Here is a 13,515-nt window from a genome sequence, read left to right as displayed (position 1 = left end):
TTCGCAGGGAGAGCGGCGAGAAGATCGCCCTCCCGCCACCGCTGAAATTAGGCTGGCAAACCCGGCAACCGCCCACTTTGCCAACTAGAATTTATCTATAGCCATTTCGGTGCCGCAGGCGCCGCAATCCGTACACAAGGAGATGCGCATGACAACGCAACAACCCATCATCAAACTCCACGATGGTAATCTGATGCCGCAGTTGGGTCTCGGCGTTTGGCAGGCGAGTATTGAAGAGACCACCCGCGCGGTGAGCAAAGCGCTGGAGATCGGTTACCGCTCCATCGACACCGCCGCGATCTACAAGAACGAGGAAGGCGTCGGCGCCGCGCTGCAGTCCAGCTCGCTGCCGCGCAGCGACCTGTTCATCACCACCAAGCTGTGGAACGACGATCAGGGCGATCCGCTGGCGGCGCTGGAAACCAGTTTGGAAAAACTCAAGCTGGACTATGTGGATCTGTACCTGATCCACTGGCCGCGCCCGCAGCAGGATCAATACGTCTCCGCCTGGCGCGAACTGATCAACCTGCGCGATCAAGGCCTGGTGAAAAGCATCGGCGTATGCAACTTCCATACGCCGCACCTGCAGCGCCTGCTGGATGAAACCAACGTGGCGCCGGTCGTCAACCAGATAGAGCTGCATCCGCTGCTGCAACAGCGCCAGCTGCGCGCCTGGAACGCCACGCACCACATCGCCACCGAATCCTGGAGCCCGCTGGCGCAGGGCGGTGAAGGGGTGTTCGACCAGCCGCTGATCAAGGCGCTGGCCGAAAAATACGAGAAAACCCCGGCGCAGATCGTGGTGCGCTGGCACTTGGACAGCGGCCTTATCGTGATCCCGAAATCGGTCACGCCGTCGCGCATCCGCGAAAACTTCGAGGTGTTTGATTTCAAACTCGATAAGGACGAACTGGGCGAGATCGCCAAGCTGGACGTCGGCAACCGCCTCGGGCCGGATCCGGATACCCTGTAATTCCTCCCCAAGCCCTCTCCCGCCGGAGGGGGCTTTTCCTTTCCGCACATTGCTCCCTTGCGCCGCCTGACGTTATGATGACGACGCCGGAGGCTCCGCCCGCCGGTTAATACCGTTAAAAAACAGACAAGCACGGAGCACCATGAAATTCTCTTTCTCACACGGGTCACGGCTGGGCATGCTTTGCATCATGCTGGTGCTGGCGGGTTGCGCCGGCAAGAAACAGCGCGTCAGCTACGATCGCCACGCCTTCGACAGCGCCATTAAAGACGCCGCCAGCGAATACGGCGTAGACGCCAAGCTGATCACCGCCATGATCCAGGTGGAGTCCGGTTTCAACCCCGCCGCAGTGAGCAGATCCAATGCGATCGGCCTGATGCAGCTGAAAGCCGATACCGCCGGCTGCGACGCCTATCGTTACAAAGGCAAACGCGGTTGCCCGGACGATGACGATCTGCTGGATCCCGACACCAATATCGATCTCGGCGCCGCCTATCTGGCCACCTTGCAAAAACAACAGCTTAAAGGGATCGCCAATCCCGTTACGCTGCGCTACGCCACCATCATCGCCTACGTCAACGGCACCGGCGCGCTGCTGCGCACCTTCTCCAGCAACCGCCAGCAGGCCATCGCGATGATCAACAACCTGTCGCCGGAAGCCTTTAACTGGCACGTGCGCAAATACCATCCCGCTCCGCAGGCGCCGCGCCATTTGATGAAAGTGGAAGCCGCCTACGATCGGCTGTGATGAGTAAAAGTAAAAAGGAGAACCCGAGGGTTCTCCTTTTTGTTTGCGCCCGCGGCGTGGCCGTTACGGCTTGGCTTTGCGAATCGGTTTGCGCGGCGGCCGGTTGGACGGCGTGCGCTGCCGATTGATATCGGTATGTTTGGTCAGCGCCGGCCGGGTATGGCGCTGCAGGCGTTTCGCTTCGCGCTGCTCGTCGATGCTCGGCGCCGGCACCAGACACTCGCGGCGGCTGCCGATCAGGTGCTTCAGCCCCATCTCTTCCAGCGCGGCGCGGATCAGCGCCCAGTTGGCCGGATCGTGGTAACGCAGCAGCGCCTTGTGCAGGCGGCGCTGGCGATCGCCGCGCGGCACCACCACGTCTTCGCTCTTGTACCCCACCTTGCTCAGCGGGTTTTTGCCGCTGTAATACATGGTGGTGGAATTGGCCATCGGCGAAGGATAGAAGTTCTGCACCTGATCGAGGCGGAAACGGTTCTTCTTCAGCCACAGCGCCAGGTTCACCATGTCTTCGTCGCGGGTGCCCGGATGCGACGAGATGAAGTACGGGATCAGGTACTGCTCTTTGCCCGCCTGCTTCGAATAGTGATCAAACAGCTGCTTGAAGCGATCGTAGCTGCCCATGCCCGGCTTCATCATCTTCGACAGCGGCCCTTCTTCGGTGTGCTCCGGCGCGATCTTCAGGTAGCCGCCGACGTGGTGGGTCGCCAGCTCCTTGATATAACGCGGATCTTCCACCGCCAGATCGTAACGTACCCCGGAGGCGATCAGGATCTTCTTGATGCCCTCCAGCGAACGCGCGCGGCGATACAGCTTGATGGTCGGCTCGTGGTTGGTGTCCATGTAGGTGCAGATCTCCGGATACACGCACGAGGCGCGGCGGCAGGTCTGCTCGGCGCGCGGGTTGGTGCAGCGCAGCATATACATGTTGGCGGTCGGGCCGCCGAGATCGGAGATCACGCCGGTAAAGCCCGGCACCTTGTCGCGGATCTCTTCGATTTCGCGAACGATCGAATCTTCCGAACGGCTCTGGATGATGCGCCCTTCATGCTCGGTGATCGAACAGAACGAGCAGCCGCCGTAGCAGCCGCGCATGATATTCACCGAGAAACGGATCATGTCATAGGCCGGAATGCGATCCTGGCCGTAGGACGGGTGCGGCACGCGCTGATAAGGCAGCGCGAAGACGCTGTCCATCTCCGGCGTGGTCAGCGGGATCGCCGGCGGGTTGATCCACACGTAGCGGTCGCCGTGTTTCTGCATCAGCGCACGGGCGCAGCCCGGGTTGGTTTCATGGTGCAGAATGCGCGAGGTGTGCGCATACAGCACCTTGTCGCCCTTCACTTTCTCGAAGGACGGCAGCAGCACATAGGTCTTCTCCCACGGCTTCGGCTTGGCGGCGCGCACGGTGACAGGCTTGGCTTCCGGCTCTTTCGGCTTGGCGCCGTCGGCGCACGGCAGATCGTCGCCGTACGGGTTCGGGATAGCTTCGATGCGGCCCGGCTTGTCGAGGCGGGTGGAATCCACGCCGCTCCAGCCCGGCAGCGCTTCTTTGCGCATTACGGCGGTATTGCGAATATCGTGGATGTCGCCAATCTTCTCACCGGCGGCCAGGCGATGCGCCACTTCCACCAGCGGGCGTTCACCGTTGCCGTAGATCAGCATGTCGGCCTTGGAATCCACCAGCACCGAGCGGCGCACGCTATCCGACCAGTAATCGTAGTGGGCGATGCGGCGCAGGCTGGCTTCGATGCCGCCCAGCACGATCGGCACGTCTTTGTAGGCTTCTTTACAGCGCTGGCTGTAGACCAGGGTGGCGCGATCCGGGCGTTTGCCGCCGACGTTGCCGGCGGTGTAAGCATCGTCGTGGCGCAGTTTGCGATCGGCGGTATAACGGTTGATCATCGAGTCCATGTTGCCGGCGGTGATGCCGAAGAACAGGTTCGGTTTCCCCAATCGCATGAAGTCTTCTTTGTTGCTCCAGTCCGGCTGCGCGATGATGCCGACGCGGAAGCCCTGCGCTTCCAGCATGCGGCCGATGATCGCCATGCCGAAGCTCGGGTGATCGACATAGGCGTCGCCGCTGATGATGATCACATCGCAGCTGTCCCAGCCCAGTTGATCCATCTCTGCTCGCGACATCGGTAAAAACGGCGCGGTGCCAAAACATTCCGCCCAATAAGGCTTATAGGAAAACAGTTCACGATCGGGTTGGATCAGGCTGGTGGTGCTCATTCTGCTGCTCTTTTTACAGGTTAATTAATCGCCGGGCGGCGATTATACGCACTAGCTGCAAAAAGAGCATGGTTATTTCGCTAACCGTTCACTTCGAATTCATAAACGTCGCTGCGGCACAAGATATCGCTGAACTCCAGCGCCTCACCCTGGGCATTGCGGCTGGTCTGGGTGATGTGCAACAACGGCGCGCCGCACGGCACGTTGAGCAGCTCGGCAACCTCGTCGCTGCAGGATACCGCCTTCAGCAGAAAGTGTTTATCTTCAGGCACGATGCCGCGCGATTGCCATAACGCATACAGCGAATGTTCCAGCTGCCCCGGTTCGGGCAGGAAGCGCGGCGGAATATAGGTGGTTTCCAGCGAGACCGGGCTGCCGTTCAGCAAGCGCAAACGCCGCAGTTTGACCACCTCATCTCCTTCCGCCAGCCCCAGCGCCGCCGCGGCCTTGGCCGGCGCGCCGACCCGGGTGCGCAGCAGCCATCGATTGCTGACGCTGCTGCCGTGGCGCAGCGCCTGAGCGGTGAAACCGCTGTCCTTATCGAGGGAATAGCCAATGTGCATCGCCACGCGGGTGCCAACGCCCTGCTGTCGCAAAATCAGCCCCTTCTCCTCCAGCAGTTTCATCGCCTTGCTGACGGTGACGCGCGACAGCGCCAGGCCTTCCGCCATCTGCCGTTCGGGCGGCAAAAACGCCTCTGCTGCCAGCACCTGCTGCCTGATCGCGGTTTCTATCGCCATCGCCAGCTGAATATAACGCGGCGCTACCGCCCCCTGCGCCAGATGGCCACGCAGCCAGGCCATAAAATCCGTCATTCGCCCGCCCTCTTACCTATGCCATTTGTCTGGATTTCGTTTTTTATCCTATCGCCGCTCCGGCGATAAGCCCCTCACCTTAACTAAAATATCGCTAATGTTTTCAGAGTGGCATCACAATTTTTGCCTAATGGACTTTCATTGGATCTAGATCGCGCGTAATCTGTGCTTATTGATGTTGATACATCAATCGCACCAACACCAGGGACCCACTTTAAAAACAATAAAAAACCCGCTGCCAGCCCTAAAGGATACCCTTGATGGCCGGTAGCGGGGATATACTGTCAGCACAAACGGCCGAGAATAAGCAACGTAGCTAATGGATAGCTTGCTCACTGCTCATAGCCACATCACAGGATCCCCTCGCGGTGGGCGCAACGGATCGATGTCGGCAAATAGAAACGTTCCCGCTTCGCCAAACCCCGCTGCAGACCCACTCTTTGACTACACTCATTGGCGCCGTGCGGCCGACGTGCCTCACCCGATAAGGCGGATACCGCCCTCACTTTGACAGACCCGGCGGTATCAGCCGCTACACACTGCGCGGAATCGGCGTCTTCACCGACAACGGAATAGCCGGCGTCAACCGCGCCAACGGAATCGATTTTCAGTCAACTGCGGCGGCCCTCGCGGCCCTGCGCTACAGGGATCACTTGCTATGACCGATATCAATCGCAATGAAGCATGGAAGGTAGAAAGCACCGGTATCGATCGGGTGCCGGACGCGGAACAGACCGGCAAGCCCATCGAGCTGTTTTGGATCTGGTCGGCAGCCAATATCGGCATTCTCGGCGTGGTGTACGGCGCCATTATCGTCGGCTTCGGCTTATCCTTCCTGCAATCGGTACTCGCCGCGCTGGTCGGCGTCGCCAGCTTCGTGCTGGTCGGCCTCACCAGCTTCGCCGGCAAGCGCGGGCGCACCTCTACGCTGACGCTCTCGCGGGTGATTTTCGGCCTGAAGGGCAACGTGGCGCCCACCCTGTTCAGTTGGATCAACCTGATGGGCTGGGAAGCAGTCAATGTGATCACCGGCACCCTGACGCTGGCGGCGCTGTTCGAGGCCTTCGGGTTGGGTAGCAGCCACCTGCTGACCGCGCTCAGCCTGCTGCTGTTCGGCGGGCTCACTGTCGTCGTCAGCCTGCTGGGGCAAAATACCGTGGTCTGGATGCAAAGCTGGTTCAGCCGCATCTTCGGCACCATGACGCTGATCGTGGTGCTCTATATCCTGTCCAACACCGAGTGGAGCCAGGTGCTGGCGCTGCCTTCCGGCAGCTGGTTGACCGGCTTCCTGCCGGCGGTATCGGTGATTGCCGCCGGCACCGGCATCAGTTGGGCGATCGCCGGCGCCGATTACAGCCGCTATCAAAGCCCGAGCTCGTCGAGCAAAAGCATTTTCGCCGCGGTGATGGGCGGCGCCTGTTTGCCGCTGATGCTGCTGATGCTGGCCGGTATCCTGCTTTCCGTGCAGCTGCCCGATCTGGCCAGCGCCGCCAACCCCATCGCGCTGATAGGCTCGGTGCTGCCCGCCTGGATGGCCATTCCTTATCTGCTGGCCGCCACCGCCGGCATCGTCACCATCGCGGTGCTCAGCCTGTATTCCGCCAGCCTTAACCTGCTGACCATCGGCGTGCAGGTCAAGCAGTGGCTGGCGGTATCGATCGACGCGGTGGTGGTGTTGGGTATCGCCCTGTATGTGCTGTTCATCTCCGGAGATTTCATGGGGCCGTTCATCTCCTTCCTGGTGTTCTGCGGCGTCTTCCTGGCGGCCTGGGAGGCGATTTTCCTGCTCGATTACCTGTGCCTGCGCCGCCGCCACGGGTATGATGGCAACGCTTTGTACGGCCTGCATGGCCAGAACCGCGGCGTGCGCAAAGCCCCGCTGTTCTGCTGGTTCCTCGGCGCCCTGTGCGGCCTGCTGGTCACCAAAACCGGTTTTATCGACGGCCCGCTGGCCAAAGGCCTGTTCGCCGATTCCAGCCTGGGGCTGTTTGTGTCGTTCGCGGTGAGTCTGATCGCTTACGGTCTGTACCTGACCCAACGCAGAGAACATCAATGAGTGAGTGGGAAGCTGTAACACCTGTCCTGGTGATTGGGGGCGCGGTCGGCGATCTGGTGATGACGCTGCCGCGCCTGCCGACCAGCGGCGAAGATATCGAAGCCCAGCCGCAGGCGCGGCAAATCGGCGGCTGCGCGTTCAACGTGGCGCGCGCGCTGGTGCGCCTGGAAACGCCGGTGATTAACGGCATGCCGGTTGGCAACGGCGAATGGGGCGCGGCTGCCGAAGCCGCCATGGGCGAGCTGGGGCTGGAGGTGCTGCTGCGCCACGGCCAGATGGACAACGGCTGGTGCCTGGCGCTGGTGGAGCCAAACGGTGAACGCACCTTCATCACGGTTTCCGGCTGCGAAAGCCAATGGAATAAAGCGCAGCTGGCGACGCTGCCGCTGACGGAGCACACCCTGATCTACGCCAGCGGCTACGAGCTGGCGGGCGAAAGCGGCGAGGCGCTGCGCGAGTGGCTGACGCGCATGCCGTTCGACCAACCGCGCCTGATCGATCCCGGCCCGCGCATCGCTCAGCTCAGCGAAGATTTCTTCGCCATGCTCAGCGACAGCCACACCCTATTGACACTCAACCGCGACGAAGTGGCCGCGCTGTGCGGCGGCGGCGACGCCGTGGAGGCCGCGCAGCGCTATGCCGCCGCCCGTAACCTGACGCTGATTTGCCGCCTGGATCGCGACGGCGCGTGGATCTGCGACGGCCGCACGCCGCCGCTGCACGTGCCCGCCTATCCGGTAGACGTCGTCGACACCATCGGCGCGGGCGATGCCCACTGCGCCGGTTTGCTGGCGGGCCTGTCCGCCGGCTGGCCGCTGCCGCAGGCGGTCGATCTGGCCAACCGGGTCGCCGCTTGCGTGGTGGCCAGCCTCGGCGCCGCCAATCCGCCGGACCGGCAGCAGTTGCAACAGCGCTTCCCGCAGGCCTGACGTTTCAGGGCGCAGCCAGCGGCGCCCCCAGTCTTACTGCGCCGCTACCGCACTCTCTTGCGGCGGGTGGCGGTAGTTGAAGCTCAACGCGAACACGATCCCCAACACCAGCGTATACAGCGCAAACACCAGCCAGATGCTCTGCCAGTCTTTCACGCCGTCATGGCTGAAGAAGTCCACCACCTCGCCGCTGGCGAGCGCCCCCAGATAGGCGCCCAAACCGTTCACCATGGTCATGAACAGCCCCTGCGCGCTGGCGCGGATGCGGCGATCGGCCTCTTTCTCGACGAAGATGGCGCCGGAGATATTAAAGAAGTCGAACGCACAGCCGTAGACGATCATCGACAGCAGCAGCAGAACGAAACCAAAGCCGACCGGCGTGCCATAGGCCAGGAACAGGAAGCGCAGCGTCCAGGCCGCCATGCTGATCAGCATCACCTGCTTGATGCCGTAACGGCGCAGGAAGAAGGGAATGGTGAGGATAAAGAACACTTCGGAGATCTGCGACAGCGACAGCAGCACCGCCGGATACCGGACGCTGAGGCTGTCCTGATACAGCGGGTTGAGCGACAGATCGTGCAGGAACGGGTTGCCGAAGGTATTGGTTATCTGCAGCGCCGCGCCAAGCAACATGGCGAACAGGAAAAACAGCGCCATGCGCCGCTGGCGGAACAGCACCAGCGCATCCAGCCCCAGCACGCTCACCCAGCTCTTCGACTCGGCCGCGCGGTTGGTCGGGCAGCGCGGCAGCGTCAGTGAATAAGCGGACAGCAGCAGCGACGCCGCAGAAGCCAGATACAACTGCAGATTGCTGAGCTCGATTCGGCTGAAGCCGACCAGCCACATCGCCAGAATGAACCCCACCGTGCCGTACACCCGCACCGGCGGAAAGTCCTTCACCGTGTCAAAGCCGTGCTTTTCGAGACAAAAATAGGAAATGGCGTTGGAGAGCGCGATGGTCGGCATATAGACCATGGCGTTGAACAGCATCACCCAGAACATCAGCATCGGTTGCTCGACCTGCGCCGCGCAGTACAGCGCCAGCGCCCCGAGCAGGTGACAAAGCGCATACAGGTAGTTGGCCTTCATCCACCGATCGGCGATGATGCCCGCCAGCCCCGGCATGATCAGCGCGGCGATGCCTTTGGCGCTGTAAACCATCCCCACCTGCATGCCGCTGAAATGCAGCGTGTTGATCATGTAGGAGCCCAGCGTCACCAACCAGGCACCCCAGATAAAGAACTGCAGGAAAATCATGACCTTCAATCTTGCTTTTATCGCCATCGCCATCACCTTGTTATTATGCTTTCAACGATGATTGGTGCGGCGGGCCCCCTGCAGCCCGCCGCCGGTTTGCCTGCGGTGTTACAGCGTTTTGAACAGCTCGCGGATCAGGCGCATGAAATCGTCCGCCGCCAGCGCCGCGCAGCTGAGCGTTTGTTCATGGGAGAGCGGCGTATCCGACAGCCCTTCGGCGTAGTTGGTCATCGCGGACACCACCAGCACCTTGAGGCCGCAGTGGCGCGCCGTCAGGACTTCCGGCACGATCGACATGCCCACCACGTCGCAGCCCAGGGTCTGCATCATGCGGATTTCCGCCGGCGTTTCGAAATTCGGCCCGGTGTAGGCGGCGAACACCCCTTCCGCCAGCGGAATGCCCGCGCTTTCGGCCACCGCCGCCAGCCGGGCGCGCAGATCGCGATCGTAGGCGTTCGCCAGGCTGAAGAAGCGCGGCCCGAAGCGCTCGTCGTTGGCGCCGACCAGCGGCGATTCCGGCATGAAGTTGATGTGATCGGTGATGGCCACCAGGCTGCCCGGCGCCACCGAGCGGCGCAGCGAACCGGCGGCGTTGGTCGCCAGCAGGAATTCACAGCCCAGCAGTTTGAAGGTGCGCACTGCGGTGGTCATCACCTGCATGCCGCGCCCTTCATAGAAATGACCGCGCCCTTTCATGCACAATACCGGCACGCCTTCCAGCTTGCCGGCGACCAACTGCCCGGCATGGCCGGCGACGCCGCTCACCGGGAAGCCCGGCAGCTCCGCGTAGTCGATGGTGACGGTTTCGGTCATCACCTCCGCCAGGGCGCCGAGTCCGGAGCCGAGAATCAAGGCCGCTTTCGGCTGAAAACCCGGCAGGCGTGCGCGGACGACATCGGCGCAGGTAAAAGCATCTTCTTGATTAAACATCGTATTCTCTCTTTCAGCGGGGGATAATAATCCCCATAGTAGAGAGCGAGGCGCGGCCGAGACCAATACATTCTTGGCGGCCGATTTATTCCATTTACCTATAAGTTGAGCTGCGTCACAAGGAGGCGATACCCCGGATGAACCAGCCCCATGCCCTGCCCGATCCCGGCCGGATTAACTTCCGCCTGCTGCACTATTTCCGCGTGGTGGCGGAAGAGATGAACTTCACCCAGGCGGCGCGGCGGCTGAATATGTCACAGCCGCCGCTCAGCAAGCACATCAAGGAGCTGGAAAGCCAGCTCGGCGTGGTGCTGTTCAAACGCACCACCCGCTCCATGACGCTGACGCCGGCCGGCCGCACGCTGCTGCGCAACGTCGAGCGGCTGCTGGATCAGGCCGACAGCGCGCTGCATCAGGTGCAACAGATGGGGCGCGGCGAAGGCGGCCACATGGTGGTCGGCATGGTCGGCACCTCGGCCTGGGGCGGCCTGATCGCGGCGCTGCGGCGGTTCAGCGAGCAAAACGCCGGCGTCACCTGGTCGTTGAACGAGCTGACGCCCAGCCAGCAAATCGCCGCGCTGCAAAAGCGGCATATCGATATCGGGGTCTGGCGAGAGGCGCAGCAGCAGACGCTGCCGGGGTTGACCTGCCAACGCTTGGCGAGCGAGAGCATCGCCGTGGTGCTGCCGCTCGATCATCCGCTGGCGCAGCAGGAAAGCATCCCGTTGGCGGCGCTGCAGAACGACAGTTTCATCGTGCTGCCGCCGCACGAGGCCAGCCTGGGGCTGTATCTGCACAATCTGTGCCTGCAGCAGGGATTTTTGCCGGACGTCGCTTATCAGGTCAACGAACCGCAAACCCTGCTGGCGCTGGTGGCGGAGGGCTGCGGCATTACGCTGCTGCCGGACAGCTACGGCCGCATCCCGTGGCCCGGCGTCCGCTTTTGCTCGCTGCAGCAGGCGCCGCCGGCGGATCTGTACGCGGTTTACCGCGCCGACAGCGTCACGCCGGTCGTAGAGGCCTTTCTGGAGATGCTGCGGGCGCCGTAAGCGGCCCGCAGCGCAGATTACATCGTCGGCTGCACCATCAGCTGGCCGGCGGTGCCGCGATCGGCCATCTCCAGCGTCTGGCTGTAATACAGGAACGGGAAGTGTTCGGAGGTAGGTTGGTTGAAATACACCAGCAGCTCGACGTCGCCATCGACCCAAACGGTGTCCTTCCAGCCGCGATCTTCCGCCATCGGCTGCGCGCCGTTGACGCGTTTGATCAGGAACTGCACGCCCTGAATATGGAACGACTGCGGCGTATCCGCATGAATGTTCCAGCGTTCCCAGGTGCCTTGCTGCGCCTGCACGTCGATGCGGTTCATGTCCCAAATCGCGCCGTTGATGCCGACGCCGCCGTCGCCCAGGCGGAAATCGCGGGTGCGGCTGGCGCTGCCGTCCAACAGCTGATCCGCCAGCAGGCGCATCGGCAGGTTGTCGGTCACCAGCGGCAGTAGGCCGGTCGGGCGCAGCGTCAGCACCTGGGTGGACACCAGAATGCTCGACGGCTCGAACAGGCCGCGCAGGCGATCCATGATGCCCGCCGCTTCACCGGCGGTGATGGTCACCTCCTCGCCCTTCGACATGTCGATCAGCACTTCCCGGCGTTCGCCCGGCGCCAGCGACAGCTGCTGCACCGCGACCGGCGCGGGCAGGAAGCCCTGATCGCTGGCGATCACGTTGAATGGGCGCCCGTCGCTGAGCTGCAGGGTATAGCGGCGCGCGTTGGAGGCGTTGAGCAGGCGCAAACGCACCCAGCCGCGCGACACCTCGACATACGGATTTTGCACGCCGTTGACCAACAGCGTATCGCCGACGAAACCGCCCTGCGACGGCGCATCGTATTGCGGCGTGCCGAAGTTATCGAAGCGCTTGTCCTGAATGATCAGCGGGAAATCGTCGACGCCGTAGTGGTTGGGCAGCGGCAGCGCTTTGCTGACGGCATCCTCCACCAGCCACAGCCCGGCCAGCCCGTTGTAAACGTGCGGCGCCATGCGGTTCGGCGTATTGGCGTGGTACCAACAGGTGGCCGCCGCCTGACGAATAGGCAGCACCGGCGACCAGTCGACGTTGGGCGACATCATGCGCGGCGCGCCGCCCATCAGCGTGCCCGGCACCTGCAGACCGCTGACGGTCATCGCCACCGGCTCCTGCAGGCGGTTGCTGTAGATCAGTTTGACGTCGTCACCGCTGTAAACCCGCACCGTCGGCCCCAAATACATGCCGTTGATGCCCCATACCGCCGCCTTGCGGTTATCCATAAACGCCCAGTGGGCGCGCTGCAGGGTCAGGAACAGCGGCTGACCGCGGCGAGACTCCAGCAGTGGAGGGATGGGTAATGGGGTCTGCGTTCCGCTCGCCTCTGCCCTCAGCGGCACGGCGCTCGCGCACAGCGCCAGGCCCGATGCCTGTATAAACTGACGTCGACTGAGTGACATATTTTCTCCATGAAAAGCAATAACTAAACCGTGTGCAAAACCCAAACGCCCGCCAATCAAGATTAGCAGGCGCTCAGGCGTTAACGGCGCTGAACGCCAATTAAAAACGTATTCTTTGAAGCCGGTAGACTCTTATTTTTTGGCGGCGTTGCGCTGGGCGACTTCGGCGTCCAATTCGGCGATTTTCGCCTCCATCAGCTCGCGGCAATGCGCCGCCAGCTCGCGCACGTTTTCTTTGCCGTATTTGCTGGTATCCACCGGCGCCAACATCTCGACGATCACGTGACCGTTATTCCAGCGATTAAGATTTATATTACCGCTGGTGGTCGATACGCAGATCGGCACAATCGGCACGCCGGCGGCGATGGCCGCGTGGAACGCGCCGGTTTTAAACGGCATCAACCCGCGACCGCGGCTGCGGGTCCCTTCCGGGAACATCCAGATCGAAATGTCTTTCTTTTTGAACTGCTCCGCCACCTGGGCGATGGTGCCGTGCGCCTTGGCGCGATTATCACGATCTATCAGCAGATTACCGGTCAGCCAATACAGCGGGCCGAAAAACGGGATCCACACCAGACTTTTTTTACCGACGGTCACGGTGCGCGGCTGCACGATATTCGAGGCCGTCACCATGTCGTAGTTATTTTGGTGGTTGGCGATATAGATGCAGTTGCCGTTGTTGGCCGCATCGGCCGGCACGCGGGTTTCAACCTTGATGCCGAACAGCGTCGACAGGCGGCCGAAAAGGTGGCCGAAGGTCGCCACATGGCGGGGATTGCGCGGGCTGAACAAGCAATAAACAGAACCGAAAATACACACCAGAATACAGAAAAGAGTGGCGAGAACGGCACGCAAAATCAATAACATAACAACCTCATTAGCACACTGCCAACGCAGTTTACTTCGCTGCGCAGATTCCTTTACTCATTATTTGCCGGCCAGGCGATAAGCACGCCGATGTCGCCTGCCTTTCTCGCTATTTTCCCGCCAGCCGGCAATACGCACAATAATTTTATGCGCAGAAATGTTAACTATTTGGAAAATAAACGCCAGCAAAAATAAATAAGGCGGCCACAGCATGCTGCGACCGCCC

Annotated in this window: 11 protein-coding genes; 5 read left to right on the top strand and 6 right to left on the bottom strand. The window is 61.8% G+C overall.

All coding sequences use genetic code 11. From position 1 onward, the window contains the following. The first annotated feature begins 148 nt into the window (after nucleotides 1–148). Together dkgA and ACSBQQ_RS20585 are read left to right on the top strand one after the other, a co-directional pair. Nucleotides 149–973, top strand: a complete 825-nt coding sequence (gene dkgA / locus ACSBQQ_RS20590; protein ID WP_060428876.1) for a 2,5-didehydrogluconate reductase DkgA — start codon at nucleotides 149–151, stop codon at nucleotides 971–973. Between the two features lie 142 nt (nucleotides 974–1,115). Further along, nucleotides 1,116–1,721: a transglycosylase SLT domain-containing protein gene (locus tag ACSBQQ_RS20585; protein WP_033649078.1), complete on the top strand. Its 606-nt coding sequence runs from the start codon at nucleotides 1,116–1,118 to the stop codon at nucleotides 1,719–1,721. Nucleotides 1,722–1,784: 63 nt separating this feature from the next. On the opposite strand, the gene ACSBQQ_RS20580 is transcribed toward ACSBQQ_RS20585, so the two are convergent. Then, nucleotides 1,785–3,953 (bottom strand): YgiQ family radical SAM protein, encoded by a 2,169-nt coding sequence (locus ACSBQQ_RS20580; RefSeq protein ID WP_060428874.1) that lies wholly within the window; start codon nucleotides 3,951–3,953, stop codon nucleotides 1,785–1,787. Between the two features lie 80 nt (nucleotides 3,954–4,033). Beyond that, nucleotides 4,034–4,768, bottom strand: a complete 735-nt coding sequence (locus tag ACSBQQ_RS20575; protein ID WP_033636050.1) for a GntR family transcriptional regulator — start codon at nucleotides 4,766–4,768, stop codon at nucleotides 4,034–4,036. 658 nt (nucleotides 4,769–5,426) lie between these two features. Between ACSBQQ_RS20575 and ACSBQQ_RS20570 the strand changes: the two genes are divergently transcribed. Beyond that, on the top strand, nucleotides 5,427–6,824 hold the full coding sequence (locus ACSBQQ_RS20570; RefSeq protein ID WP_039569297.1) for a purine-cytosine permease family protein: 1,398 nt from the start codon (nucleotides 5,427–5,429) through the stop codon (nucleotides 6,822–6,824). Continuing rightward, nucleotides 6,821–7,753 carry a PfkB family carbohydrate kinase gene (locus ACSBQQ_RS20565; RefSeq protein ID WP_039569299.1) on the top strand — a complete coding sequence of 311 codons (933 nt, stop codon included), beginning with the start codon at nucleotides 6,821–6,823 and terminating at the stop codon, nucleotides 7,751–7,753. Before ACSBQQ_RS20570 ends, ACSBQQ_RS20565 begins: the two co-directional genes overlap by 4 nt. Before the next feature lie 33 nt (nucleotides 7,754–7,786). Here the strand turns inward: ACSBQQ_RS20565 and ACSBQQ_RS20560 are convergent, their stop codons facing one another. Together ACSBQQ_RS20560 and xapA are read right to left on the bottom strand one after the other, a co-directional pair. Beyond that, the gene (locus tag ACSBQQ_RS20560) at nucleotides 7,787–9,037 is read right to left on the bottom strand and encodes a nucleoside permease (protein ID WP_033636053.1); all 1,251 of its coding nucleotides are present in this window, start codon (nucleotides 9,035–9,037) and stop codon (nucleotides 7,787–7,789) included. 81 nt (nucleotides 9,038–9,118) lie between these two features. Beyond that, nucleotides 9,119–9,940 (bottom strand): xanthosine phosphorylase, encoded by an 822-nt coding sequence (xapA, locus tag ACSBQQ_RS20555; RefSeq protein WP_041036721.1) that lies wholly within the window; start codon nucleotides 9,938–9,940, stop codon nucleotides 9,119–9,121. A gap of 137 nt (nucleotides 9,941–10,077) precedes the next feature. Between xapA and ACSBQQ_RS20550 the strand changes: the two genes are divergently transcribed. After that, nucleotides 10,078–10,989, top strand: a complete 912-nt coding sequence (locus tag ACSBQQ_RS20550) for a LysR family transcriptional regulator (protein WP_033654828.1) — start codon at nucleotides 10,078–10,080, stop codon at nucleotides 10,987–10,989. A 17-nt stretch (nucleotides 10,990–11,006) separates the two neighbouring features. Here ACSBQQ_RS20550 and ftsP read toward each other — a convergent pair whose 3' ends face one another. Then, a complete protein-coding gene (ftsP, locus tag ACSBQQ_RS20545; RefSeq protein WP_039569305.1) occupies nucleotides 11,007–12,422 on the bottom strand; it encodes a cell division protein FtsP in 1,416 nt (471 codons plus the stop codon). A 132-nt stretch (nucleotides 12,423–12,554) separates the two neighbouring features. Further along, entirely contained in the window at nucleotides 12,555–13,289 is a 735-nt protein-coding gene (locus ACSBQQ_RS20540) for a 1-acylglycerol-3-phosphate O-acyltransferase (RefSeq protein ID WP_004937266.1), read from the bottom strand. Nucleotides 13,290–13,515: the final 226 nt, after the last annotated feature.

The organism is Serratia sp. G204Y, assembly GCF_051172435.1.
GTDB classification, from domain to species: domain Bacteria; phylum Pseudomonadota; class Gammaproteobacteria; order Enterobacterales; family Enterobacteriaceae; genus Serratia; species Serratia sarumanii.
This window is presented reverse-complemented; position numbering and strand designations above follow the sequence as displayed.